This is a genomic window from Streptomyces sp. NPDC046203 (assembly GCF_040646255.1).
In the GTDB taxonomy this organism is placed as follows: Bacteria; Actinomycetota; Actinomycetes; order Streptomycetales; family Streptomycetaceae; genus Streptomyces.
The window spans coordinates 25525-49309 of sequence record NZ_JBEYZX010000016.1; the positions used below are offsets into that span (position 1 = coordinate 25525).

General features: G+C 72.2%; 22 protein-coding genes. 16 read left to right on the forward strand and 6 right to left on the reverse strand.

The features are described 5' to 3' along the window. The first annotated feature begins 4 nt into the window (after positions 1 to 4). Positions 5 to 1513, forward strand: a complete 1509-nt coding sequence (locus tag ABZ990_RS15100; protein ID WP_361230866.1) for a dipeptidase — start codon at positions 5 to 7, stop codon at positions 1511 to 1513. A 116-nt stretch (positions 1514 to 1629) separates the two neighbouring features. Further along, a complete protein-coding gene (gene nudC / locus ABZ990_RS15105; RefSeq protein ID WP_361230868.1) occupies positions 1630 to 2580 on the forward strand; it encodes an NAD(+) diphosphatase in 951 nt (316 codons plus the stop codon). A gap of 276 nt (positions 2581 to 2856) precedes the next feature. Here the strand turns inward: nudC and ABZ990_RS15110 are convergent, their stop codons facing one another. Next, on the reverse strand, positions 2857 to 3114 hold the full coding sequence (locus ABZ990_RS15110; protein WP_361230870.1) for a mycoredoxin: 258 nt from the start codon (positions 3112 to 3114) through the stop codon (positions 2857 to 2859). Between the two features lie 171 nt (positions 3115 to 3285). Here ABZ990_RS15110 and ABZ990_RS15115 point away from each other — a divergent pair, with 171 nt between their 5' ends. From ABZ990_RS15115 to ABZ990_RS15135, 5 genes are all read left to right on the forward strand, one after another. After that, positions 3286 to 5466, forward strand: coding sequence for an ATP-dependent DNA helicase UvrD2 (locus ABZ990_RS15115; RefSeq protein ID WP_361230872.1), 2181 nt, complete (start codon positions 3286 to 3288; stop codon positions 5464 to 5466). 171 nt (positions 5467 to 5637) lie between these two features. Continuing rightward, positions 5638 to 5985 (forward strand): hypothetical protein, encoded by a 348-nt coding sequence (locus tag ABZ990_RS15120; protein ID WP_361230874.1) that lies wholly within the window; start codon positions 5638 to 5640, stop codon positions 5983 to 5985. Positions 5986 to 6157: 172 nt separating this feature from the next. Then, the gene (locus ABZ990_RS15125) at positions 6158 to 6526 is read left to right on the forward strand and encodes a WhiB family transcriptional regulator (protein ID WP_361230876.1); all 369 of its coding nucleotides are present in this window, start codon (positions 6158 to 6160) and stop codon (positions 6524 to 6526) included. Continuing rightward, entirely contained in the window at positions 6523 to 6843 is a 321-nt protein-coding gene (locus ABZ990_RS15130; RefSeq protein WP_361230878.1) for a hypothetical protein, read from the forward strand. Before ABZ990_RS15125 ends, ABZ990_RS15130 begins: the two co-directional genes overlap by 4 nt. A gap of 131 nt (positions 6844 to 6974) precedes the next feature. Further along, on the forward strand, positions 6975 to 7157 hold the full coding sequence (locus ABZ990_RS15135; protein WP_361230880.1) for a hypothetical protein: 183 nt from the start codon (positions 6975 to 6977) through the stop codon (positions 7155 to 7157). A gap of 63 nt (positions 7158 to 7220) precedes the next feature. On the opposite strand, the gene ABZ990_RS15140 is transcribed toward ABZ990_RS15135, so the two are convergent. Together ABZ990_RS15140 and ABZ990_RS15145 are read right to left on the reverse strand one after the other, a co-directional pair. Beyond that, positions 7221 to 8666: an AarF/ABC1/UbiB kinase family protein gene (locus ABZ990_RS15140; RefSeq protein ID WP_361230882.1), complete on the reverse strand. Its 1446-nt coding sequence runs from the start codon at positions 8664 to 8666 to the stop codon at positions 7221 to 7223. A gap of 62 nt (positions 8667 to 8728) precedes the next feature. After that, positions 8729 to 9937: a ThiF family adenylyltransferase gene (locus ABZ990_RS15145; protein ID WP_361230884.1), complete on the reverse strand. Its 1209-nt coding sequence runs from the start codon at positions 9935 to 9937 to the stop codon at positions 8729 to 8731. 171 nt (positions 9938 to 10108) lie between these two features. Here ABZ990_RS15145 and ABZ990_RS15150 point away from each other — a divergent pair, with 171 nt between their 5' ends. The 4 genes from ABZ990_RS15150 to ABZ990_RS15165 all read left to right on the forward strand — a co-directional run bounded on the left by ABZ990_RS15150 (position 10109) and on the right by ABZ990_RS15165 (position 14091). After that, positions 10109 to 10684, forward strand: a complete 576-nt coding sequence (locus ABZ990_RS15150) for a M48 family metallopeptidase (RefSeq protein ID WP_361230886.1) — start codon at positions 10109 to 10111, stop codon at positions 10682 to 10684. A gap of 178 nt (positions 10685 to 10862) precedes the next feature. Continuing rightward, positions 10863 to 12620: a TerD family protein gene (locus ABZ990_RS15155; RefSeq protein ID WP_361230888.1), complete on the forward strand. Its 1758-nt coding sequence runs from the start codon at positions 10863 to 10865 to the stop codon at positions 12618 to 12620. A gap of 15 nt (positions 12621 to 12635) precedes the next feature. Continuing rightward, positions 12636 to 13316, forward strand: a complete 681-nt coding sequence (locus ABZ990_RS15160; RefSeq protein WP_361230890.1) for an AIM24 family protein — start codon at positions 12636 to 12638, stop codon at positions 13314 to 13316. Between the two features lie 19 nt (positions 13317 to 13335). Continuing rightward, positions 13336 to 14091: an AIM24 family protein gene (locus tag ABZ990_RS15165; RefSeq protein WP_361230892.1), complete on the forward strand. Its 756-nt coding sequence runs from the start codon at positions 13336 to 13338 to the stop codon at positions 14089 to 14091. Between the two features lie 110 nt (positions 14092 to 14201). Here the strand turns inward: ABZ990_RS15165 and ABZ990_RS15170 are convergent, their stop codons facing one another. Together ABZ990_RS15170 and ABZ990_RS15175 are read right to left on the reverse strand one after the other, a co-directional pair. Next, a complete protein-coding gene (locus ABZ990_RS15170; protein ID WP_361230894.1) occupies positions 14202 to 14726 on the reverse strand; it encodes an NUDIX hydrolase in 525 nt (174 codons plus the stop codon). Then, positions 14723 to 16228, reverse strand: coding sequence for a zinc-dependent metalloprotease (locus ABZ990_RS15175; protein WP_361230895.1), 1506 nt, complete (start codon positions 16226 to 16228; stop codon positions 14723 to 14725). The genes ABZ990_RS15170 and ABZ990_RS15175 overlap by 4 nt, the downstream gene beginning before the upstream one ends. Positions 16229 to 16495: 267 nt before the next feature. Here ABZ990_RS15175 and ABZ990_RS15180 point away from each other — a divergent pair, with 267 nt between their 5' ends. From ABZ990_RS15180 to ABZ990_RS15195, 4 genes are all read left to right on the forward strand, one after another. After that, complete coding sequence (locus ABZ990_RS15180; RefSeq protein WP_361230897.1) at positions 16496 to 17605, forward strand: SDR family oxidoreductase; 1110 nt, start codon at positions 16496 to 16498, stop codon at positions 17603 to 17605. A 134-nt stretch (positions 17606 to 17739) separates the two neighbouring features. Continuing rightward, complete coding sequence (locus tag ABZ990_RS15185; protein WP_361230899.1) at positions 17740 to 18201, forward strand: molybdenum cofactor biosynthesis protein MoaE; 462 nt, start codon at positions 17740 to 17742, stop codon at positions 18199 to 18201. Between the two features lie 263 nt (positions 18202 to 18464). Next, positions 18465 to 18710: a hypothetical protein gene (locus ABZ990_RS15190; RefSeq protein ID WP_361231041.1), complete on the forward strand. Its 246-nt coding sequence runs from the start codon at positions 18465 to 18467 to the stop codon at positions 18708 to 18710. Between the two features lie 57 nt (positions 18711 to 18767). Next, the gene (locus ABZ990_RS15195) at positions 18768 to 19859 is read left to right on the forward strand and encodes a PDZ domain-containing protein (protein ID WP_361230900.1); all 1092 of its coding nucleotides are present in this window, start codon (positions 18768 to 18770) and stop codon (positions 19857 to 19859) included. A 94-nt stretch (positions 19860 to 19953) separates the two neighbouring features. On the opposite strand, the gene ABZ990_RS15200 is transcribed toward ABZ990_RS15195, so the two are convergent. Then, positions 19954 to 20514 carry a PPA1309 family protein gene (locus ABZ990_RS15200; protein ID WP_361230902.1) on the reverse strand — a complete coding sequence of 187 codons (561 nt, stop codon included), beginning with the start codon at positions 20512 to 20514 and terminating at the stop codon, positions 19954 to 19956. Between the two features lie 157 nt (positions 20515 to 20671). Between ABZ990_RS15200 and ABZ990_RS15205 the strand changes: the two genes are divergently transcribed. Further along, positions 20672 to 23758 (forward strand): UPF0182 family protein, encoded by a 3087-nt coding sequence (locus ABZ990_RS15205; RefSeq protein WP_361230904.1) that lies wholly within the window; start codon positions 20672 to 20674, stop codon positions 23756 to 23758. Positions 23759 to 23785 lie beyond the last annotated feature (27 nt).

A 23785-nucleotide genomic window follows, 5' to 3' on the forward strand; every position in this document is an offset into this window, starting at 1 on the left:
GTCCATGAGCCAGACCCCGGACAGCGCCGTCCACCCCGTACGTACCGACGCCGTGCGCGCCCACATCGCGGAGCACCGGTCCGCCTTCCTCGACGACCTCGCCGAGTGGCTGCGGATCCCGTCGGTCTCGGCCCAGCCCGAGCGGGCCGGCGACGTGCGGCGCAGCGCCGACTGGCTCGCCGCGAAGCTGACCTCGACCGGGTTCACCACGGTCGAGGTGTGGGAGACGGACGGCGCCCCGGCGGTCTTCGCCGAGTGGCCGTCCGGCGCGCCGGACGCGCCGACCGTCCTCGTCTACGGCCACCACGACGTACAGCCCGCCGCCCGCGAGGACGGCTGGCACACCGAGCCGTTCGAGCCGGTCGTGGCCGACGGCCGGATGTACGGGCGGGGCGCGGCCGACGACAAGGGCCAGGTCCTCTTCCACACCCTCGGGGTGCGGGCGCACCTCGCCGCGACCGGCCTCAGCGCGCCCGCCGTGAACCTGAAGCTGCTGGTGGAGGGCGAGGAGGAGTCGGGCTCGCCGCACTTCCGCGCCCTGGTGGAGCAGCGGGCCGGCCGGCTCGCCGCCGATCTGGTGATCGTCTCCGACACCGGGATGTGGTCCGAGACCACCCCGACCGTGTGCACCGGCATGCGCGGGGTCGCGGACTGCGAGATCGACCTCCACGGCCCGGACCAGGACATCCACTCCGGCTCCTTCGGCGGCGCCGTGCCCAACCCGGCCACCGTCGCCGGCCGGATCGTGGCCGCCCTGCACGACGACACCGAGCGGGTGGCGATCCCCGGTTTCTACGACGGGGTCACCGAACTGACCGAGGCCGAGCGGGCGCTCATCGCCGAGCTGCCCTTCGACGAGGCCGCCTGGCTGGCCACCGCGAAGTCGCACGGCACGCTCGGCGAGGCCGGCCACTCCACCCTGGAGCGGGTCTGGGCCCGTCCGACCGCCGAGGTCAACGGCATCGGCGGCGGCTACCAGGGCCCCGGCGGCAAGACGATCGTCCCCGCCTCCGCCCATCTGAAGCTCTCCTTCCGGCTGGTCGCGGGCCAGGACCCGGCGCACATCGAGCAGGCCGTGCGGGAGTGGCTGGCCGGTCTGGTCCCGGCGGGCATCCGCTACGACATCGTGTTCGGCGCCCCGACCCGGCCGTGCCTCACCCCGCTCGGCCACCCCGCCCTGGGCGCGGTCGCGGGGGCCATGAGCCGGGCCTTCGACGGCGCGAAGGTCCGCTACACGCGCGAGGGCGGCTCGGGACCGGCCGCCGACCTCCAGGACGTCCTGGGTGCGCCGGTGCTGTTCCTGGGTATCTCCGTCCCGTCCGACGGCTGGCACGCGCCGAACGAGAAGATCGAGCTGGATCTCCTCATGAAGGGCGTCGAGACGACCGCGTACCTGTGGAGCGACCTGCCCGCCGCTCTGCGCGCGGACGCCCCCGGCGCCCAGGCGACCGTCCCGTCCGCCCCGGACGCCCAAGCCGCCGTCCCGTCCGCCCCGGACACCCCCGGCGCCTGAGCCGGAGCGCGCCCCGGCGCCCGGCGTGCGAGCGCCCGGACGCCGGGCCCGCGGGCGCCCGTACGCCGGGCGCCGCCGTACCCACCATCATCGAACCGGGGGAGTTGGAAGCACCTGTGAGCAGCACCTTGAAGAACGCGTTCGCGGACCGTCCGATCTCGCTGACCGCCCCGAGCGGGATCGACCGTGCCGCACACCACCGCCTCGACGAGGCGTGGCTCGCCGCCGCCTGGAGCCACCCCACGACCCGGGTCTTCGTGGTCTCGGGCGGTCAGGTGCTGATCGACGACACGCCGGACGGCCGGACCGAGCTGGTCACGACCCCGGCGTTCGAGGCCCCGCCGACCGAGACCCACCGCTACTTCCTCGGCACCGACGAGGACGGCGTCTCCTACTTCGCGCTCCAGAAGGACAGCCTGCCCGGCCGCATGGACCAGTCCGCGCGCCCGGCCGGACTGCGCGAGGCGGGGCTGCTGCTCTCGCCGCGCGACGCCGGACTGATGGTGCACGCGGTCGCCCTGGAGAACTGGCAGCGGCTGCACCGCTTCTGCTCGCGCTGCGGCGAGCGGACGAAGATCGCGGCGGCCGGACACGTCCGCCGCTGCCCGGCCTGTGGCGCCGAGCACTACCCGCGGACCGACCCGGCGGTGATCATGCTGGTGACCGACGACCAGGACCGGGCGCTGCTGGGCCGCCAGATGCACTGGCCCGAGGGCCGCTTCTCGACGCTCGCGGGCTTCGTCGAGCCCGGCGAGTCCATCGAGCAGTCGGTGGTGCGCGAGGTCTTCGAGGAGGCCGGGGTCACGATCGCCGAGGTCGAGTACGTGGCGAGCCAGCCGTGGCCGTTCCCGTCCAGCCTGATGCTCGGCTTCATGGCCCGCGCGTCCTCGCCGGAGATCACCGTGGACGGCGAGGAGATACACGAGGCCCGCTGGTTCTCGCGCGAGGAGCTGGCCGCCGCGTTCGAGACAGGCGAGGTGCTGCCGCCGTACGGGATCTCGATCGCCTCCCGGCTGATCGAGCTCTGGTACGGCAAGCCGCTGCCGAAGCCGGGCGACGTGGTCTGAGCCCGCATCCGGTCCGGACCCGGTCCGGGTACGGTGCCGGGCCCGGTCCGGCCGCATCCGCCCCAGCCGCATTCGAACTGACCCAAGCGGAAGCGGAACAGCCCCCTCCCAGGCGACAGGGAGGGGGCTGTTCTCGGCCATGCCAGGGCCCGGAAGGGCCCTGGGCGACCCCGGGGACCGGCGGGGTCCCCGTGGGGCCCAGCGGACCCCGAAGGCCCGCGCCCGGGGGCCTCAAGGACCTCAGGGCCCTCGGGGGCCTCAGGAGCCTCAGCGGCCTCAGACCGCGAGGGCCTGCTTGACCTGGGCCAGGCTCGGGTTGGTCATGACGACCTCGCCGGCACCGGACGTCGGGGCGACCCGCACGGTCGGAACGGTCTGGTTGCCGCCGTTGGCCTCCTCGACGAACTTCGCCGAGGCCGGGTCCTGCTCGATGTTGATCTCGGTGTACGCGATGCCCTCACGGTCCAGCTGGCTCTTCAGCCGGCGGCAGTAGCCGCACCACGTGGTGCTGTACATCGTCACAGTGCCCTGCATGGCCTGGCGCTCCTCGCATGTCGGGGTCTATCGGAGCGGCACGGCCGTATCGGTCGTGCCGAGAGGAAGAACGTACGCTCTCGTCCGGCCATTCCCGGAATTCGTATGACCGGCGTCGCACACCTGTGGACAACCTCCGCGCGACCTCGCCGGACCTGGCAGCATGGCTGTGTGACAGCAGCAACGCACTCCACTCTTTTCCCGCAGGTCCCGGAGACGGCCGACGCGGTGCTCGCCGGGCTCGACCCGGAGCAGCGCGAGGTCGCCCTGGCCCTGCACGGCCCGGTGTGCGTCCTCGCGGGCGCCGGCACCGGCAAGACGCGGGCCATCACCCACCGCATCGCCTACGGGGTGCGGGCGGGCATACTCCCGCCCGCCAGTGTGCTGGCCGTCACCTTCACCAACCGCGCCGCCGGCGAGATGCGCGGCCGGCTGCGCCAGCTCGGCGCGGGCGGCGTCCAGGCGCGGACGTTCCACTCCGCCGCGCTGCGCCAGCTCCAGTACTTCTGGCCGAAAGCCGTCGGCGGCGACCTGCCGAGGCTCCTGGAGCGGAAGGTCCAGCTGGTCGCCGAGGCCGCCGCGCGCTGCCGCGTCCGCCTCGACCGCAACGAGCTGCGGGACGTCACCGGCGAGATCGAGTGGGCCAAGGTCACCCAGACGGTTCCCGGCGACTACCCGGCCGCCGTCGCCAAGTCCCAGCGCGACGCCCCGCGCGACACCGCGGAGATCGGGCAGATCTACGCGATGTACGAGCAGCTCAAGCGGGACCGGGGCGTGATCGACTTCGAGGACGTGCTGCTGCTCACCGTCGGCATCCTCCAGGACCGGCACGACATCGCGGACCAGATCCGCCGTCAGTACCAGCACTTCGTCGTCGACGAGTACCAGGACGTCTCCCCGCTCCAGCAGCGGCTGCTCGATCTGTGGATGGGCGACCGCGACAACCTGTGCGTGGTCGGCGACGCCAGCCAGACCATCTACTCCTTCACCGGCGCCACCCCCGACCACCTGCTGAACTTCCGCGTCCGCCACCCGAACGCGACCGTGGTGAAGCTGGTCCGCGACTACCGCTCCACCCCCCAGGTCGTCCACCTGGCCAACGGGCTGCTCTCGCAGGCCCGCGGCCGGGCCGCCGAACACCGCCTGGAGCTGATCTCCCAGCGCGACCCCGGCCCCGAACCCGCCTACACCGAGTACGCGGATGAGCCCGCCGAGGCCGAGGGCACCGCCCGCCGGATCCGCGACCTGATCGCCTCGGGCGTCCCGGCCGGCGAGATCGCCGTGCTCTACCGGATCAACGCCCAGTCGGAGGTCTACGAGCAGGCCCTCGCCGACGCCGGCGTGCCCTACCAGCTGCGCGGCGCCGAGCGCTTCTTCGAGCGCGAGGAGGTCCGCAAGGCGGGCGTGGCGCTGCGCGGCGCCGCCCGCGCCGGGGGCAACGACGCCCTGCTCGACGACACCGAGGACCTGCCCTCCCAGGTCCGCGCGGTCCTCTCCAGCAACGGCTGGACCGCCGAACCCCCGGCCGGCTCCGGCGCCGCCCGCGACCGCTGGGAGTCGCTGGCCGCCCTGGTCCGGCTCTCCGAGGACTTCGCCCGCGCCAAGCCCGGCGCGACCCTCTCCGACCTGGTCGGCGAACTCGACGAGCGGGCCGCCGCCCAGCACGCGCCCACCGTCCAGGGCGTCACCCTCGCCTCGCTGCACGCCGCCAAGGGCCTGGAGTGGGACGCGGTGTTCCTGGTCGGGCTCACCGAGGGCATGATGCCGATCACCTACGCCAAGACCGACGAACAGGTCGAGGAGGAGCGCCGGCTGCTGTACGTGGGCGTCACCCGCGCCCGCGAGCACCTCTCGCTGTCCTGGGCGCTCTCCCGCTCCCCGGGCGGCCGCGCCTCCCGGCGCCCCACCCGCTTCCTCAAGGGCCTGCGGCCCGGCTCCGGCAAGCTCGGCGCGGCCGGTGGCGCGGGCGCCGCCGCGGGCATCGAGCGCGGCAGCGGCTCCGGACGGCGCAAGCGGCGCGGACCGGTGCTGTGCCGGGTCTGCGGCGCCACGCTCACCGAGGCGGGCGAGATGAAGCTGATGCGCTGCGAGGACTGCCCCTCGGACATGGACGAGGCGCTGTACGAGCGGCTGCGCGAATGGCGCGCCGAGCAGGCGCGCGGGCTCGGCCAGCCGGCCTATTGCGTCTTCACCGACAAGACGCTCATGGCGATCGCCGAGCAGGTTCCCGGCTCCGACGGGGAGCTCGCCGCGATCTCCGGTGTCGGTGCCCGCAAGCTGGACCGCTTCGGGGCCGATGTTCTCGCCATCTGTGCAGGTGAGGAGCCCGCAGAGGGCGAAGAGACGCCCTGAAAAAAAATCGTCGGGAAAATAGTTTGCGCCCGCCCCGTCAAGCCCCATAGGTTCGTAACCACGAAAACGGCGGCTTCTTCGAAGCCCTGTCTTCGTGCTGTACTTGTCCAAATGAACATGAGGGTCCGGCTCACCCCGAACCCTCCGAGACGCCGAGAGGAGGCGATTCCAGTGATCAGCATCAACACCATCAACACCCGCAGCGCCAAAGTGAACGATCAGTCGGTCGTCTCCACCTGCTCGCTCGGCTTCTCCGCCGTCGTCGCTTACCCCTCCGTTCCTGGCACCGGTCTGTCCGGCGCCGGTCTGCCGCTCGGCATGCCGGCACGGCTCCTGGACCGTCTGGAGCGCAGTGGGCGACCGACCAAGGCACTGGAAGCAGGAGTAGCAGGCAAGGCCAAGGCCAAGGCCTTTGGTTTTGCGGCCGCCGCGACCGGTGCCGGTATTCAGCAGCAGACGACGCAGCACCACACGATGTGGGCCTTCCGTGGGCTCGAACCCTGGAGCGATCCAGTCTGATCGACGATCAGACCGGCACCTTCAGGGCCGCGGAACCCCACCAGGGATCCGCGGCCCTTCTGTTTGTCCCCGAACGGGGCGGACGGAGTGAAGGGGCCTCGGGACCAGTAGTGACCGGTACCAGCCAGAACCCCGGCCAACAGGCCGGAACAACAGACGAGGACCGACAACCGTGCAACTCGAAGCGCACGCCCCGTCCGTACCGCCTTCCGAAACGATCCCGCCGCCCGGTTCCACGGAGGAATTCGCCTTGACTCCCCTCACCACTCTCACCGCTCTCGACGACGCCATCGAGAACCTCGGTGTAGCCGTTCCCTGCCGCTCGTACGACCCCGAGGTCTTCTTCGCCGAGTCCCCGGCCGACGTCGAGTACGCGAAGTCCCTCTGCCGCACCTGCCCGCTCGTGGAAGCCTGCCTGGCGGGCGCCAAGGAGCGGCGGGAGCCGTGGGGCGTCTGGGGTGGCGAGCTCTTCGTCCAGGGCGTGGTCGTGGCCCGCAAGCGGCCCCGCGGCCGCCCGCGCAAGAACCCGGTCGCGGCATGAACGTCACCGGAACCATCGACCGTCCCCTCACGCACGATCCCCAGAAGCAGGCCCCGATGACCACCCCCCACGAGCCGGCCGGCTCCGCTACCCCCGATGTCTCCCTCAACGGCGCGATGCGCTCGCGTCAGAACAGGACCCGCGAAATGCAACTCATCCCCGAAGCCCTGGCGCGCGCCCATATGCGCGACCGCTTGCGGGAAGCCGAGGCGGAACGACAGGCCGTCCGCCTGGTCGCCGCCCGGCGGATGCAGCGCCGCGCCGAGCGCGTGTCGCTACGCGCCCGCCGCGCGCTGGCCATGGCCGTCATGCACTGACACTGGCGCTCACCTCCCCCGCTCCCTCCTGGAGCGGGCGGTGACCCGGTAGGCGGGGGCCGGTCCGAACGGACCGGCCCCCGCGGTGCGTTGCACCGGCGGCTAGCCCCCGGAGGGCTATCGTCACCCTCGTGAACGACGAGCCCGCCCCCGCACCCCGCGTCGTGTGCGCCCGCTGCGGCAGGACCGCCCCCGAGCCGCCCGTCACCTGGACCTGCTCGGTCGAGAACGGCACCCGGCACTACCTCTGCGAGGACTGCGCCCGCACCCACCTCAGGTCCATCGAGGGCCGCCTCGACTCGTCCTGGTGGTGACCCCGGGCGGTCTGGGGGCTCACCGGCCCGTCCGGCCCTGATCCGCCGGACCGCCCGCGCCGCTCACTCCTCCGGCACGTCCGGCGCCGCGAACCCGGGCAGCCACTCCTCCAGCTCGTCCCGCAGCCGCACCCGCGCGCCCAGCTGGCACAGCACCCCGATCGTGCTCAGCGTCACCCGGTGTATCAGCAGATACGACGGCGGCAGGTTCAGCTGCTTGCCCAGCTGGTGGGCGGGGGAGCGGGGGTCGGCGAGCCGGGCCGCCTGGGTGCGCATCCAGCCCCGGCTGAAGGTGAACACATCCGTCCGCGCCGGTTCGATGATCGGCAGCAGATACGCGAGCACCTCCTCCGGATCGAGCGCGACGGACTTCTTCACGAAGTTCTCCGCGCACAACAGGTCGTAGACCGTCTCCGCCTCGCCCGCCAGGGTGGTCCGCAGACAGACGCCGATCGTCTCCGGCAGTCCGCCCGGCAGCCGGTCCACCGTGCCGAAGTCGAGTACGCCGAGCCGCCACGACGCGGCGTCCCCGGCACCGTCCCCCTCCCCGGCGTCCCCTGTTCCCTGCCCGGCCCCGACCCCGACCCCGGCCCCGACCCCGACCCCGGCCCCGGCCCCGGGCGCGGCGCCGGGCGCCGGCAGCAGCCGGAAGTTGCCCGGGTGCGGATCGGCGTGCAGCAGCCCCGTGCGCCCGGGCCCCGAGAACAGGAACCGCGCGAGGAGCTGCCCGGCCCGGTCGCGCTGCTCCGGTGTGCCGTCCGCGATCACCTCCGACAGCGGCACCCCGTCCATCCACTCCGTCACCAGGATCTGCTCCGACTGGTGCACCACGGCCGGCACCACCACGTCCGGATCGTCCGCGAACTCCTCCGCGTGCCGCCGCTGGGCCTCCGCCTCCAACCCGTAGTCCAGCTCCTCGGCGACCCGGTCGCGCAACTCCGTGATCAGCGGCTTGACGTCCATCCCGGGAAGCAGCGGGCCGAGCAGCCGGGCGAACCGGCTGAGCTGGGTGAGGTCCGAGAGCAGCGCCTCGCCCGCTCCCGGGTACTGAACCTTCACCGCGACCTCACGGCCGTCGTGCCACACCGCCCGGTGCACCTGTCCGATCGACGCGGCCGCCGCCGGCTTGTCCTCGAACTCCAGGAACGACTCCCGCCACTTCGGGCCCAGCCTTTCCGCGAGCACCCCGTGCACGGTCGCCGCCGGCATCGGCGGCGCCGCCTCCTGGAGCTTGGTGAGCGCCGCCCGGTAGGGCCCGGCCACCTCCTCGGGCAGTGCCGACTCGAAGACCGAGAGGGCCTGCCCCAGCTTCATGGCCCCGCCCTTCAACTGCCCGAGGGTCTTGAACAGTTGCTCGGCCGTCCGCTGCTGGAGTTCGCGCGCCACCAGCTCCGCGGACTTCCCGCCGATCCGCTTGCCCAGGCCCCAGGTGGCCCGACCCGCGAAGCCGAGGGGCAACGCGGCCAACTTCGCGGTCCGGGTGACCGCTTTCCGGGGAAGATCAGACATACGCCCTCCAAGTCCCAGACTGCCGTACCGCACGGGGCCGTCCACGTGCTCATTGTGTCGTGTCAGCCGCCGGCCGCCGAGGCATGTTCCCGCTGCGCGCCGGACCTCGCCCCGCACGGACACGCCGGGTGCGCCCGGACCGGCGCCGAGCGCCACTCCAGCAGCGGCAGCGACACCTCCCACCGCGCCCCGGTGCTCGACGGCAGGTCCCCGTCCAGGAACGCCAGCGCGTGCGCCGCCGCCAGCCCCGCGACCGCCGACGCCAGCGCCACGTCGCACGCGGGCAGCGCGTGCGGCCGGCCCGACCGCCACTGCGCCGGCAACCGAGGCCACAGCGGCTCCCGATCGGCCCGCTCCTGCTGGACGCAGCCCGCGCAGGCCGTACCGCCCGGCAGCACCAACGGGCCCACCACCCCGGTGGCTTCGAGCACCCCCGCGTACAGATGCGGTGTCCCGGTGGCCAGCCAGTGCTCGGCGGGCAGCGGATCGGGCACGTACGCGCCGAGGCCGTCCCGGGGCGCCACCACGACGAGCGACCACCCCGGCTCGCCGCCGTCCCCCGTCCCCCGCGCCGCCTCGCGCGGGACCCGGCCGCCCGGCGCCGAGCGCCCCACCAGCCGCCGGGCCGCCACCGCCCGCCGCTCGCCGACGTCCCCGGCCGGCAGCCCGCCCGGCGAGACCTCCCACGGGGCGACCGTGCCGGAGTCCAGCACCTCCACCCGGCCGACCCCCGCCGCCGACAACAGCGCCGCCACCGCCGCGCCCACCCGGCCCGCGCCCCGTACCTGCACCCGCTGCGACCGCCGGGCGGCCAGCGTCCGCGCCGCACCGTCGGGCGCCCGGTGCACCACCGACAGCGAGGCCAGATCCGCCCGCACCGGATCCCGCTCCGGATCCGCCCGGCCCGGCGCTCCCTCTGTCCTGTCAGCCACGCCCGTCCCGTCGTCTTCCTGCGGTGCTTCCGGTGCTTCCGGCGCTTCCGGTGCGGCCCTTGGCGGTCCGCCCGGCGGCCGGACCGACGCGTCCGCGAGCAGCCCCGCCGACGCGAGCCGCCCGAGCAGCGCCTCCAGATGTCCCCGGGGCAGCCCCAGGGCCCCGGCCGCCGCGCGCAGCGGTTCCATCCCGCGTGTCCCGTCGAGCAGCCCGATCAGACTGCCGGTCGCCGGGTCCACCGGCCCCAGCACCACCGCGTGCGCGGGCGTCACCCCGAACTGCACGTACCGCAGATTGCGCCAGGCGCGCCGCAGCGCCGGTTTCACCATCGGATGCACGATCCACCCCCGTGTCGAAGCCTTGTGTGCCCGCGTCCCGTTCCACCGTGGACGCCTGGGATCAGAGTGCCCCCGCGGCGCGAGCGGCGCGGAAAGTTGTCCACAGGCTCGGGGGATTAATCATTCGAATGGTGCGGGACTCCCCGCCGCCCAGCCGGTAACGTCGGGGCCGTGCCCGTCGAACCGCAGTCCAGCCTGACCAGCACAACGCCCCGCGGCCCGGGGACGAGCGCGGTGGAGGTCCGCCGCAGCTCCCGCCGGAGACGGACCGTCTCCGCCTACCGCGAGGGCGACCGCACGATCGTCCTCATCCCGGCCCGGATGTCGGAGGCGGAGGAGCGCCGCTGGGTCACCGTCATGCTGGACAAACTGGCGGCCCGGGAGAGCAAGAGTGTGCTCGGCGACCGGGAACTGGCCGAGCGCGCCGGGCGGTTGTCGGACCAGTACTTCGGCGGCCGGGCCCGGCCCGCTTCCGTCCGCTGGGTCACCAACCAGAACACCCGCTGGGGCTCCTGCACCCCTTCCGAGGGCAGCATCCGGCTCTCCCACCGGCTCCAGGGCATGCCCGAGTACGTCGTCGACTACGTGCTCTGCCACGAGCTGGCGCACCTTCTCGTACCGGGCCACGGCCCCGACTTCTGGCGGCTCCTGGACTCCTATCCGCGCACCGAGCGGGCCCGCGGCTATCTGGAGGGGGTGGCCGAGGCCGCCCGGCTTCCCCGGCTGCCGGGAGCCCGAGCCGAGTAAGGGAGCAAGGGAGCAGGCAGGCAAGGAGACAGGGGAGCAGAGGAGTAGGGGAGCGGGGGAGTAGGGGAGTAGTGCGGCGATTTCGTACCAGACCAGTGCCGCCCGGCCTCCCTGTCCTGGGCAGCGGTTAGCCTGGCGCGACGCATTCGCTCTTCTGGATGGGGGACGGTCGTCACATATGGCCAGGGAATTCCAACGCGGCCACAAGGCCAAGATCAGTGATCTGACGGCGGGCACGGATCTGTACGTGGGTGTGCGGATCGCGGCTCCCGGACTGACCTTCGACATCAGCTGCTTCGGGCTCGACGCCGACGAGCGGCTCTCCGACGACCGTTACTTCGTCTTCTTCAACCAGCCCAAGTCGCCGGAGGAGTCGATCCAGCTCCTGGGTGAACAGGCCGGCGACACCGAGTCCTTCCGGGTCACCCTGGACCGGATTCCCGAGCGGATCCGGAAGCTGTCCTTCACCGCCACCATCGACGGCGACGGGCAGATGTCGCAGGTCGGCCCCGGCTGGATCCGGATCGTCGCGGGCGGCGAGGAGGTCGCCCGGTACGCCTTCACCGGCGCGGAGTTCTCCACCGAACGCGCGGTCATGCTCGGGGACTTCTATCTGAAGGACGTCTGGCGCTTCGCCGCCGTCGGGCAGGGCTTCGACGGAGGTCTCGCGGCGCTGCTGGAGAACTTCGGCGGCGAGGTCGCCGAGGAGGAGCCCGCCGCGCCGCAGGCCGCCCCGGCCGAGGCCCCCGGCTTCGCCCCTCCCGCGACGCCCGCCACCCCGCCCGCCTTCGGAGCCCCCACGGCACCGGCACCGGCACCGGCCCCGGCCCCGGCCCCGGTTCCCGCGCCCGCCCCGGCGCCCGCCCCCGCCTTCGGCGCGCCGCCCGCCCCCGCCCCCGCCTTCGGCGCGCCGCCCGCTCCCGCCCCGCCCGCGCCGCCGGCCCCGATGCACGGCGCGCCGACGGTGGTCGCGCCCCTGGCACCTCCGGCCCCGGCACCCGCCCCGCCGCCTCCGTCTCCCGCACCGTCCCCCTACGGGCAGCCCGCGCAGGCCCCCTACGGCCAGCCCACCCCCGCTCCGTACGGTCAGCCCGCACCGGCCCCCTACGGACAGCCCACCCCCGCTCCGTACGGTCAGCCCGCGCCCGCCCCCGCCCCGTACGGTCAGCCCGCGCCCGCCCCGTACGGTCAGCAGCAGTTCGGTCAGCCTCAGTTCGGCCAGGTCCCGCAGCAGCCCCCGCACGGTGGTGCGCCGCAGGGCCTGCCCGCCGCCGGCGCCGGGCTCGCCGCCGCGCTCGCGCCGTTCAAGGAAGCCGCCGACGGCGCCCGCTGGACCTCGCAGAACCACCAGCTCATGCGGGTCGACCTGGACAAGGGCGGCACCCCGGTGCTGGCCCGGCAGGGTTCCATGGTCATGTACCAGGGCAAGGTCGACTTCTCCTACAAGGGCGCCGGGTTCGCCGGCCGGATCGTCGGCCACGCCACCGGCCAGGAGATGCAGCTGATGCGCTGCACCGGCCGCGGCCAGGTCTTCCTCGCCGAGGACAGCACCCATCTGCACCCGATCGAGCTCCAGGGCGACGGCATCTGCGTCTCCGCCGAGAACGTGCTCGCCTTCGACGAGAGCCTCCAGTACGAGGTGCGCCGGATCGAGGGCCACGGCATCCCCGGCGGCGCCCTGTTCACGATGCTGTTCCAGGGCACCGGCACCGTCGTCGTGAAGACGCACGGCGTCCCCGTCGTCCTGCCGGTCACCCCGACCACCTTCGCCGACTGCAACGCCGTCGTCGCCTGGTCGGCCGCGTCCCAGGTCATCCTCTCCAGCCAGGTCAGGCTGCGCCGCAACGCCTACCCGGGCCACAGCGGGGAGACCGTGAACCTCCAGTTCCGGGGCGCCCCCGGCAACTTCATCGTCGTCCAGCCCTACGAGGTCTAAGGGGAGCCCGGAATCATGAACGAGAAACTCGCGGGCTTCGCCCCGACCCCGCCCGCCGCCCGCATGGAGAACCACGGCAGCGCCATGCTGAAGGTCGCCATGACCACCGGTCAGGACCTGTACGCGCGCACCGGATCGATGGTCGCCTACGAGGGCTTCGTGTCCTACGAGCCCAACCCGCCGGCCCTGCGCCACCAGGCCAAGGAGTGGTTCACCGGCGAGGGCGCACCGGTCATGAGGTGCTCCGGCGACGGGCTGCTCTACCTCGCCGACTACGGCGCCGACGTCGTCGTCGTCAATCTGAACGGCGACGCCCTGTCGGTCAACGGCAGCAACCTGCTCGCCTTCGACGCGCACCTCGACTGGGGTGTCGAGCGGGTCAAGGGCCTGGCCAAGTTCGCCGGCCAGGGCATGTTCAACGTCCGGATCTCCGGCACCGGCTGGGTCGCCCTCACCTCGCGCGGCACCCCGGTCGTCGTCGACTGCGGCCGGGGCGACGACGAGACGTACGTCGACCCCGACGCGCTCGTCGCCTGGTCGCCCACGCTCAAGGTGAAGGGCAAGCGCAGCTTCAAGGCCGGCTCCCTCATCGGGCGCGGCAGCGGAGAGGCGTACCAGATGGCCTTCTCGGGCCAGGGCATCGTCGTCGTACAGCCGAGTGAGGACAGTTCCGACCGCCTGCGGGTGCGGGGCTGAGGGGGAGCGAGAACACATCATGCAGAGCCCGCTTTTCAACTACGCCGAGCAGCAGAGCCAGGAACGCTACGTCGTGCAGAACCCGCAGCTGCTGCGGGTCGCGCTGACCGGCCAGGACGACGTGCTCGCCCGCAAGGGCGCGATGGTCGCGTACCAGGGGCTCGTCGACTTCGACGGCGAGTACACGTCCACGACCCAGCGCGTGACCCAGGCCCGCACGGGCGAGGGCCTGGACCTGATGCGCTGCTCCGGGCAGGGCACGGTCTACTTCGCGAACCTCGCGCAGTACATCCACGTCGTGGACGTCGACCGGGACGGTCTGACCGTCGACAGCGCCTACGTCCTCGCGCTCGACTCGACGCTGCACAGCGAGGTCGTCGCCGTGGACAGCCAGTACGGCGTCTCCGGCACCGGCAAGTACCAGCTGAACATCACCGGCCACGGCAAGATCGCCCTGATGACCTCCGGGCAGCCGCTGATGATGCAGGTCACCCCCGACAAGTACGTGAGCGCGGACGCCGACGCGGTCGTCGCCTGGTCCGGCGGTCTGCGGGTGCAGATGCAGGCCCAGACGCACAGCACCTCCGTGCGCCGCCGGCGCGGCGACACGGGCGAGGGCTGGGAGCTGAGCTTCCTCGGTACGGGCTTCGCCCTCGTGCAGCCCAGTGAGGTCATGCCGCCGCAGAACGCCGTCATCGGGCAGGGCATCGCCGCCCAGTACGGCGTTGGCGGGAACGGCGCGTACGGCCAGAACCAGGCCAACGTCTGGAGCTGACCCGCGCCCATGCATGGGTGACGCGTAAGGGGCGGTCTCCATGGGAGACCGCCCCTTACCGATGTCCGTGCCGGCGGTCCGCTCACGCGGTCCGCCACGGGCCCCGAAGGTCAGCCGAGCCGGGCGCGGGTGCGCTCCACCAGGTGGACCACCGAGGCGTCCGCCACATCCGCCACCTCGTCGTAGCCGAACCAGCGCAGGTCCAGCGACTCGTCGCTGATCGCCGCGGCGGCCCCGGCCGGGGCGAGCGCCGCGTACTGCACGTCCAGGTGCCACTGGCAGGTCCCCGGGATGGGGTGCCGGTCCAGGCGCACCGGACCGCCGGGCAGCAGCGTCAGATCCGGGATGCCGGACTCCTCGGCCGCCTCGCGCATCGCGGCCTGCGCGACCGTGCGGTCGTCCGGCTCGCAGTGGCCGCCCATCTGGAGCCACATGTTCAGCTTGCGGTGCAGCGTCAGCAGCACCTGCCCCCGCGAGGGGTCGATCACCAGCGCGCTGGCCGTGACGTGCCCGGCCGTGCACGGCTTGTACATGCCGTCCGGGTGCTCGGCCAGGTGCGCCAGATAGGCATCACGGAGTTCCGGCTGGTCCTCGTACTCCTTGAGCACGAGGACCGCGTCGTCGTACAGGCTCACTTCTCGGTGTCGTCCTTGTCGTCCTTGTCGTCGCCCCGGGCCGGGCCGTCGCCCTCGCCCTTGTCGGCAGCCTCGGTCCCGGTCTCGCCCTGGGCGCCGCCCTTCGCGGCCTCGCCGAGCATCTTGTCCAGCTCGGAGAAGTCCGGCTGCTCGTGGTGCACGAAGCCGTCCGGGTCGTCCAGGTCGGTCGCCGTCGGCAGCATGTCCGGGTGCTCCCAGAGGGCGTCCCGGCCGTCCATGCCGCGCGCGTCGGTGAGCGAGGCCCACAGGCGCGAGGCGTCGCGCAGCCGGCGCGGACGCAGCTGGAGACCGATCAGGGTGGCGAAGGTCTGCTCGGCGGGGCCACCGGTCGCCCGGCGCCGGCGCAGCGTCTCGCGCAGCGCGTCCGCCGAGGTCAGACGGGCCTTGGCGGCCTCGTGTACGACCGCGTCGACCCAGCCCTCGACCAGCGCGAGCGCCGTCTCCAGACGGGCCAGGGCCGCCTTCTGCTCGGCGGTCTCCTCCGGCTGGAACATGCCCTGCTGAAGGGCTTCCTGCAGCTGCTCGGGGTGCGACGGGTCGAGCTGGCCCACCGCCTCCTCCAGCTTGGAGGTGTCGACCTTGATGCCCCGGGCGTAGCCCTCGACGGCGCCGAACAGGTGCGAGCGCAGCCACGGCACATGCGCGAAGAGACGCTGGTGGGCGGCCTCGCGCAGGGCCAGGTACAGCCGGACCTCGTCCGAGGGGACGCCCAGGTCCTTGCCGAAGGCCGCGACGTTCAGCGGCAGGAGCGCCGCGCGCCCGGCCGGGCCGAGCGGCAGACCGACGTCCGTCGAACCGACGACCTCGCCCGCGAGCACGCCCACGGCCTGGCCGATCTGCTGGCCGAACATGGCGCCGCCCATCGAGCGCATCATGCCGATCAGCGGGCCCGCCATGGCCTGCATCTCCTGCGGCAGCACCTCGCCCATCGCCGTGCCGACCCGCTCGGCGACCGGGTCGACCAGCTGCTTCCAGGCCGGCAGGGTCGCCTCGACCCACTCCGCGCGGCTCCACGCCACGGCCGTGTTCGCGCCGGACGGCAGCGAGGTCACCTGGTCCAGCCACAGGTCGGCGAGGCGCACCGCCTCCTCGACCGCCGCCTTCTCGGCGGGGCCGACGCTCTCGTCCTTGGTGCCGTCGGACGTGCCCTGGGCGACGACCTGGCGCGCGATCTGCTTGGCCATGTCCCAGTTGACCGGACCGCCCTCGTAGCTGAGCATCTGGCCCAGCTGCTGGAAGGCGGCGCCCAGGTCCTGCGGGTTCATCGACCCGAACATCGCGGCGAACGGGTTGTCCGCGCCGCCCTGGCCGCCCCCCATGCCCGGCAGACCGCCGAAGCCGAACGGGTTCGCCCCGAACGGATTGCCGCCGCCCTGGCCACCGGACCCCTGGCCACCTCCGGCGGGGTCCTTCTTCTTGCCCTCGTCGCCGTTCTCCGGCTCCTCCGGCGGAAGGCCGAATCCGAATGGGGTGTCACTCACAGGTTTCCTCGGCTCGTAAGGCCACCGGCTTCCTGCCGGCGGCGGGCTCTCGGCTTGGCTCGCCTCCCCGACTCCACACCACCAGCGTAGGCGGTGACGCGCGGACCGGGCCGGGCCCGCCGGTCCGCGAGGCGGCGGGCCACCGCGACATCCGCACCGGATCAGGGCTCGGTGCTCCGCCGGGCCGGGGCCTGGGGCAGGATGGACGCCACCTGGTACGCGCACGTCACGCGGGTGCGTACTGAAGACAACCGCTGGAGACGCCCGGTGAGTTCCCCAGAATCTCAGGTTCGCGCAGCGCGAAACCCGTCCACCCGGTCCGCCGCGCGCGGCCCCGTCGTCGCGGTCACCGGTGCCGCGTCCGGGGTCGGTGACCTGCTGACCCGCAGCCTTGCCGCATCGGACGAGATCAAGCAGGTCGTCGCGATCGACGAACGCCGGGGGGAGGTCCCCGAGGCGCAGTGGCACATCCTCGACGTACGCGATCCGGCCATCGCCGAGAAGCTGCGCGGCGCCGATGTCGTCGTGCACCTCGCGGTCGACCTCGACCTGGAGACCGACCCGGCCGCGCGCACCGCGTACAACGTGCGCGGCACCCAGACCGTGCTCACGGCCGCCGCGGCGGCCGGGGTGCGCCGGGTGGTGCTGTGCACCTCCGCCATGGTCTACGGGGCGCTGCCCGACAACGACATCCCGCTCTCCGAGGACGCCGAGCTGCGCGCCACGGCCGAGGCCACCGGCGTCGGCGACCTCCTGGAGATCGAACGCCTCGCCCGTCGCGCCCCGCGCGCGTACCCCGGCCTCCACGTCACCGTGGTCCGGCCCGCCGTCCTGGTCGGCGGTACGGACACGGCGCTGACCCGCTACTTCGAGTCGCCCCGGCTGCTCGTCGTCGCCGGATCCCGGCCCACCTGGCAGTTCTGCCATGTGGAGGACCTGGTGAGCGCGCTGGAGTACGCGGCCCTGGGGAAGGTGGAGGGGGAGTTCGCCGTCGGCTGCGACGGCTGGCTGGAGCAGGAACAGATCGAGGAGCTGTCGGGGATCCGGCGCATGGAGCTGCCCTCGGCGGTCGCGATGGGCGCGGCGGCCCGGCTGCACCGGATCGGCCTCACCCCCTCGCCGGCCGGCGACCTCGCGTACACCATGCACCCCTGGGTGGTGAGCGTCGGACGGCTGCACGACGCGGGCTGGCGGCCGAAGTGGACCAACGAGGAGGTGCTGGCCGCGCTCCTGGAGGAGGCCGAGGGCCGGCACACGGTCGCGGGACGCCGGCTCGGCCGCAAGGACGCGACGGCGGCGGGCGCGGCGGGTGCCACGGTGGCGCTGCTCGGTACGGCGGCCCTGGTCCGGCAGATGCGCAAGCGGCGCGGTCTGTAGGACCCCGGGATCTGCTCCGGGACCCGCCCCGGACGCGCCCGGACGCGCCCGGGGCCCCTCCGCGGAACGGTCCCGGGCGGCCGTTCCGGGGAAACGTGGTTCGGCCTGTCGGCGCCGTACGGCACGATGGGCCCATGGCTGACAGGTATGACCACCCCGGCGAGCGGGCCTCGGACGACCCGATCAAGCTCCTCGCGATCCGTGACACGCCGCTCTCGGTGGACGAGGTCTTCCGCGCGGTCGGCGACGACGCCGCAGGCGGCGTCGTCCTGTTCGCGGGCACGGTACGCAACCACGACGGCGGCGCCGACGTCGACGCCCTCGGCTACTCCTGCCATCCGACGGCCGAGGCGGAGCTGCGCCGGGTCGCCGAGAAGGTCGCCGCGAACCATCCGGTCCGTGCCCTGGCCGCCGTCCACCGGGTGGGCGATCTGCGGGTGGGCGACCTCGCGGTGATCGTCGCGGTCTCCTGTCCGCACCGGGGGGATGCCTTCGAGGCGTGCCGGCAGCTGATCGACGACCTCAAGCACGAGGTCCCGATCTGGAAGCACCAGAGCTTCTCGGACGGGACAGAAGAGTGGGTTGGAGCCTGTTAGAGACGTTCACCCTGAGTCTGGGGGTCCCCCCGGCCGAAGGCTGGGGGAGGGTGGGGGCCTGCTAGAGACGTTCCCCTTGAGTCTGGGGGTCCCCCCGGCCGGAGGCTGGGGGAGGTCACCCCTCGATCACGCAAGGCGCCACGCCGACGAGTCGTAGCCGACCGCCCGATTTGCGTAACCGCCCCCCAGGCAGCAGCGTTGATGCTGCGGATGAATAGTCTGCTGATCCACTCATTGGGGACCACTGGGGATGGGAGGTCGGGATGGCAGCGCTGGCCTGGTTGCTGATTCCGGTTTTCACAGTCGTCGGCACGGCGATATGGGGAAGCTGGGCTTCCCGTAACAAGACCATCGGGGATGTCGCCGAGCTCGCGGGCTACGCGCGATTCCGGGACGCCATGGAGCGGTCCCGCCCCTCCGATCCCGCCCCCTCGCCCGATCCCGCCTCCGCTTCCGCGCTGCCGGAGTGCGAGGCCAGGGCCGCCGCCGCGACCACCGGTACCGGCTGATCCTCGTACGGACCGCCCCGGGAGTGCGCGCACAGGCAGGTCCCGTACTGTCGTTCCATGCCACGCCGCACCGCGACGATGCTCGCCTCCACCTTGATCCTGATCACGCTGCTCTGCGTCGGCGTCCTCATTCCGGTGCCGTACTCCGAGATGAGCCCGGGACCCACGGTGAACACCCTCGGCGAGGCGCGTGGCGAGCCGGTGCTGCAGATCTCGGGAAAGAAGACGTACCCGACCTCCGGCAACCTCAACATGACCACGGTCCGGGTCACCAGCGCGGACTACAAGATGAACGCGATCGAGGCCGTCTACAAGTGGCTGGCCCACGACAGCGTGGTCGTTCCGCACGAGACGCTCTACCCGGACGGCAAGACCGAGGAGCAGTCCAGCCAGGAGAACGCCGAGGAGTTCAGCCAGTCCCAGGAGAGCGCCAAGGTGGCCGCGCTCAAGGAGCTGGACATCCCGGTGACCACCCGGGTCGTCGTCGCCTCCGTCGTCAAGGGCACCCCCGCCGAGGGGAAGCTGCACGCGGGCGACGTGATCCGCGCCGTGGACGGTACGCCGGTGAAGGAGCCCGGTGACGTGGCCAAGCTCGTCACCCGGCACAAGCCCGGTCAGAAGGTGACCTTCACCATCAGCCCGGCCAAGGAGGCCGCCGCCGCGGCCAAGACCCACCAGGACACGTCCGTGACCGAGCAGGTGGTCCTCACCACCGCGAAGTCCAAGGAGGACGGCGACCGGGCCGTCGTCGGCATCCAGGCCGGCACCGACCACGTCTTCCCGTTCACCGTCGACATCAAGCTCGCCGACGTCGGCGGCCCGAGCGCCGGTCTGATGTTCGCGCTCGGCATCGTCGACAAGCTCACCCCGGGCGCGCTCACCGGCGGCAAGTTCATCGCCGGCACCGGCACCATCGACGACGCGGGCAAGGTCGGCCCGATCGGCGGCATCGAGATGAAGCTGGTCGGCGCGCGCGACGCGGGCGCCCGCTACTTCCTCACCCCGGCCGACAACTGCGCCGCGGCCGCCGCGGACACGCCCTCCGGGCTGACGCTCATCAAGGTGACGAACATCGACGACGCCAGGAACTCCCTGGAAAAGCTCCGCACGGGTGACACGGCGGGTCTGCCCGGCTGCTCGAAGAGCTGAACCACGCCGGTGTACGCGCCGGTGCACGGGCCGGTGTACGGGTACGGAGCGCGCCCCGTACCCGTACACCAGCCCGAAAACGCCAGGCTCAGGATCAGGACTCGAAGGTCGCCGCGAGCGCGTCCGCGAGACCCGGCACCAGGTCGGGGCCGGTCAGCACCTCGCTCGCCGAGTCCTTCTCGCGCAGCCGGATCGCCGCCTCGCGCGCGCCGTTCCGCAGCACCGCGACGGTCATCCGGACCTCCTGGCGGTCCGGGTGCCCGGCGACCCACTTGGCGAGCTTGGCGTCGCTCAGGCCCTTCGGCACGGAGGCCTCGGCCGACGGCGGCAGCATCAGCCGCTCCACCGTCAGCGCGCAGCCGGCCACCGCGTCGGGCCAGGCGATGGTGCCCAGGAACTCGTCGAGAGCGGTTCCGGCGGGCAGCTGGTCCTGCTCGATGGGGGTGTAGCCGGCGGCGCCGGCCTCGTTGCCGGCACCGCCGAGCTGACGGGCGACCGACGGCGCCGAGGCACGCAGCCGGGCGGTGTCGACCAGGGCGAAGAGCCGGGCCGGACGGTCCCAGCCGAGGCCCGAGGCGTACTCGTCGATTTCGAGTACCGCGCGGGTGAGGGGGCTCGCGGCCATCGGAGGGCCGGAGGGGGAAACATTGGACATGAGCAATATCCTGCCTCCTCTTTCCCGAAAGTCGGGAACTAGGTAAAGCCTCAGTAAGTTGCAACAGTGGGCTCCCACGATCGCGGAGCCTGTTCTTGCACGCGGAGATCGACGCATCTCACGCATCAACTTCAAGGGGCGTACGTTGGCTTTCCAGATGCCGGACCGCGGAGGCGGCAGAGGCGGCAGGGGTCCGTCGGGGCCGTCCGGACCGAGGATGCGGGTCGGCCGGCCGTCCCGTCGCGCCCGTACGCTCCTGATGACCCTGGGCGTCCTGGCCGTGCTCTTCATGGTCTTCGTGATGTTCGCCGGTTTCTGGACGGACTGGCTCTGGTTCCGTTCGGTCCACTACTCGTCGGTGTTCACCACCACTCTGTGGACCAAGATCGGCCTTTTCGCGGTCTTCGGTCTGATCATGGCCGTGGCCGTCGGCCTGAATATCTGGCTGGCGTACCGGCTGCGGCCGCCGCTGAGCGCGATGTCACAGGAACAGCAGAGTCTCGACCGTTACCGGATGGGAATCGCGCCGTTCCGCAAGTGGCTGCTGCTCGCGGTCACCGCGCTGGTCGGCCTGATCGCCGGAGCCTCCGCCTCCGGGCAGTGGCGCACCTGGCTGATGTGGGTGAACGGGGTCCCGTTCGGCGAGACGGACCCGCAGTTCAAGCTGGACGTGTCGTTCTACGCGTTCGACCTGCCCTGGTACCGCTTCCTGCTGGCCTTCGGCTTCGGCGCCACCGTCCTGTCGCTGATCGCCGCCGCGGCCACGCACTACCTCTACGGCGGGCTGCGCGTCACCAGCCCGGGCGCCCGCGCGACCGGCGCCGCGACCGGACACCTGTCGGTGCTGCTCGGCGTCTTCGTCACGCTGAAGGCCGTCGCGTACTGGCTCGACCGGTACGGCCTCGCGGTGAAGTCCAGCGACTTCAAGGCGGCCGGCAACTGGACCGGACTGCGGTACGTGGACGCCAACGCCTATCTGCCGGCGAAGACGATCCTCTTCTGCATCGCGGTGATCTGCGCGCTGCTGTTCTTCGCGACGCTGTGGCGGCGCACCTGGCAGCTGCCGGTGATCGGCTTCGGTCTGATGGTGCTCTCGGCGGTCCTGATCGGCGGCCTCTACCCGGCCATCGTGCAGAAGTTCCAGGTCCAGCCGAACGAGCAGGCCAAGGAAGCGCCGTACATCAAGAAGAACATCGACGCGACGCGCAAGGCGTACGACATCGCCTCCACCAAGCCGGAGGAGTACTCCGGCAAGTCCACGGTGAAGGCGAAGGACCAGCTGCGCGCGGACGCCGACTCGGCGGCCGCCTACCGGCTGATCGACCCGAACATCGTGTCGCCGACGTTCCAGCAGCAGGAGCAGAAGCGGAAGTACTACCAGTTCCCGCTCACCCTCGACGTCGACCGGTACGACGGCCAGGACACCGTCGTCGGTCTGCGTGAGCTCAACATCAAGGGCATCCCGAAGCGGAACTGGATCAACGACCACTTCACCTACACCCACGGGTACGGCGCCATCATGGCGACCGGCACCCAGACCGACGCCAACGGTTCCCCGGTCTTCACCGAGCAGGGGCTGCCGACGAGCGGGATGCTCCCGACGTACGAGCAGCGCGTCTACTACGGCGAGAAGACCGACCAGTACTCCATCGTCGGCGGGCCCCAGAAGGAGCTCGACTACGACGGCAAGGGCGAGCGCACCACCAGCTACAAGGGCAACAGCGGCGTCAGCCTCTCGTCGACCTTCAACCGGGCGGCGTACGCGGTCGCGTTCAGCGAGCCGCAGATCCTCTACTCCGGCGCCATCGGCGACGGCTCGCGGATCCTGTACAACCGCACCCCCAAGGAGCGGGTCGAGGCCGTCGCCCCCTGGCTGACCATCGACGGCGACGCCTACCCGGCGGTCATCGACGGCCGGATCCAGTGGATCGTCGACGCGTACACGACCAGCAACGGCTACCCGTACGCCTCCCGTACGACGCTCGGCGAGACCACCGCCGACGCGCTGACGGTCGGCAACCAGCAGCGCGCGGTCGTCGCCCAGCAGAACCAGGTCAACTACATCCGCAACTCGGTGAAGGCCACCGTCGACGCGTACGACGGCACGGTGAACCTCTACCAGTGGGACACGAAGGACCCGGTCCTCAAGACCTGGATGAAGGCGTTCCCCGACACGGTGAAGTCGCGTGACGCGATCAAGCCGGAGCTCATGGAGCACCTGCGCTACCCGCAGGACATGTTCAAGGTCCAGCGCGAGCTGCTCACCCGCTACCACGTCGAGGACGCCGAGCGCTTCTACAGCGGCTCGGACGCCTGGCAGGTGCAGGACGACCCGACCGACAAGGACGGCACCGCCGTCCCGCCGTACTACCTGAGCATGAAGATGCCCGGGGAGACGGACCAGCGGTTCTCGCTGACGACGACGTTCACGCCGAACGGACGGCCCAACCTGGGCGCGTTCATGGCCGTCGACGCCGACGCCACCAGCAAGGACTACGGCCGGATCAGACTGCTGACCGTCACGGAGGACGTGCCCGGCCCGCAGCAGGTGCAGAACAAGCTCAACAGCCTGCCGGCGGTGGCCAACTTCGTCCGTGACATGAAGGGCGCCGACTCCGACATCCAGTACGGCAACCTGCTCACGGTCCCGCTCAACGGCGGCTTCCTCTATGTGGAGCCGGTGTACGCGCAGGGCCGCAACGCGCACTACCCGCTGATGAAGAAGGTCGCGGTGTCGTACGTGGACGCGGACCAGCCCAAGGGCGGCACCACGAAGGACGTCACGGTCTTCGAGGACAACCTCGCGGCGGCGCTCGACGCGGTGTTCGGCAGCGAGGGGGCCACCCCGCCGCCGGCGCAGCAGCCGGGCACCACCCAGCCGACGAAGCCGACGAAGCCGACGACCAACGACGCCGAGCTGAAGCAGGCGATCGCGGACGCGCAGAAGGCGTACGAGGACGCCGAGGCGGCGCTGCGGAAGCCCGACTGGGACGCCTACGGCAAGGCCCAGGCCGCGCTGCAGGACGCGCTCCAGCGCGCGGCGGACGCGGGGGCGAAGCTCAAGAGCGACGCCGGCGCCGGCGGCCAGAAGGCCACGGACGGCCAGAAGGCCGGGGACAAGGCGGCCGCGGACAAGACGGCCGGTGACCAGAAGGCCGGCGAGAGCGGGAAGACGGACGGGGACGGGAAGGCGAAGTCCTCCGCCGACCCGTCGGCCGACCCCTCCCCGAAGGCGGACGGCTGATCGTCGTCCAGGCTCCATCCCACGTCG

Coding starts and splice junctions, on each gene's coding strand:
- ABZ990_RS15160 (WP_361230890.1), top strand. CDS start 12,636: ATGAACGAGAAACTCGCGGGCTTCGCCCCGACCCCGCCCGCCGCCCGC.
- ABZ990_RS15185 (WP_361230899.1), top strand. CDS start 17,740: ATGGCTGACAGGTATGACCACCCCGGCGAGCGGGCCTCGGACGACCCG.
- ABZ990_RS15190 (WP_361231041.1), top strand. CDS start 18,465: ATGGCAGCGCTGGCCTGGTTGCTGATTCCGGTTTTCACAGTCGTCGGC.
- ABZ990_RS15130 (WP_361230878.1), top strand. CDS start 6,523: ATGAACGTCACCGGAACCATCGACCGTCCCCTCACGCACGATCCCCAG.
- ABZ990_RS15205 (WP_361230904.1), top strand. CDS start 20,672: ATGCCGGACCGCGGAGGCGGCAGAGGCGGCAGGGGTCCGTCGGGGCCG.
- ABZ990_RS15140 (WP_361230882.1), bottom strand. CDS start 8,666: ATGTCTGATCTTCCCCGGAAAGCGGTCACCCGGACCGCGAAGTTGGCC.
- ABZ990_RS15200 (WP_361230902.1), bottom strand. CDS start 20,514: ATGTCCAATGTTTCCCCCTCCGGCCCTCCGATGGCCGCGAGCCCCCTC.
- ABZ990_RS15100 (WP_361230866.1), top strand. CDS start 5: ATGAGCCAGACCCCGGACAGCGCCGTCCACCCCGTACGTACCGACGCC.
- ABZ990_RS15110 (WP_361230870.1), bottom strand. CDS start 3,114: ATGCAGGGCACTGTGACGATGTACAGCACCACGTGGTGCGGCTACTGC.
- ABZ990_RS15195 (WP_361230900.1), top strand. CDS start 18,768: ATGCCACGCCGCACCGCGACGATGCTCGCCTCCACCTTGATCCTGATC.
- ABZ990_RS15165 (WP_361230892.1), top strand. CDS start 13,336: ATGCAGAGCCCGCTTTTCAACTACGCCGAGCAGCAGAGCCAGGAACGC.
- ABZ990_RS15155 (WP_361230888.1), top strand. CDS start 10,863: ATGGCCAGGGAATTCCAACGCGGCCACAAGGCCAAGATCAGTGATCTG.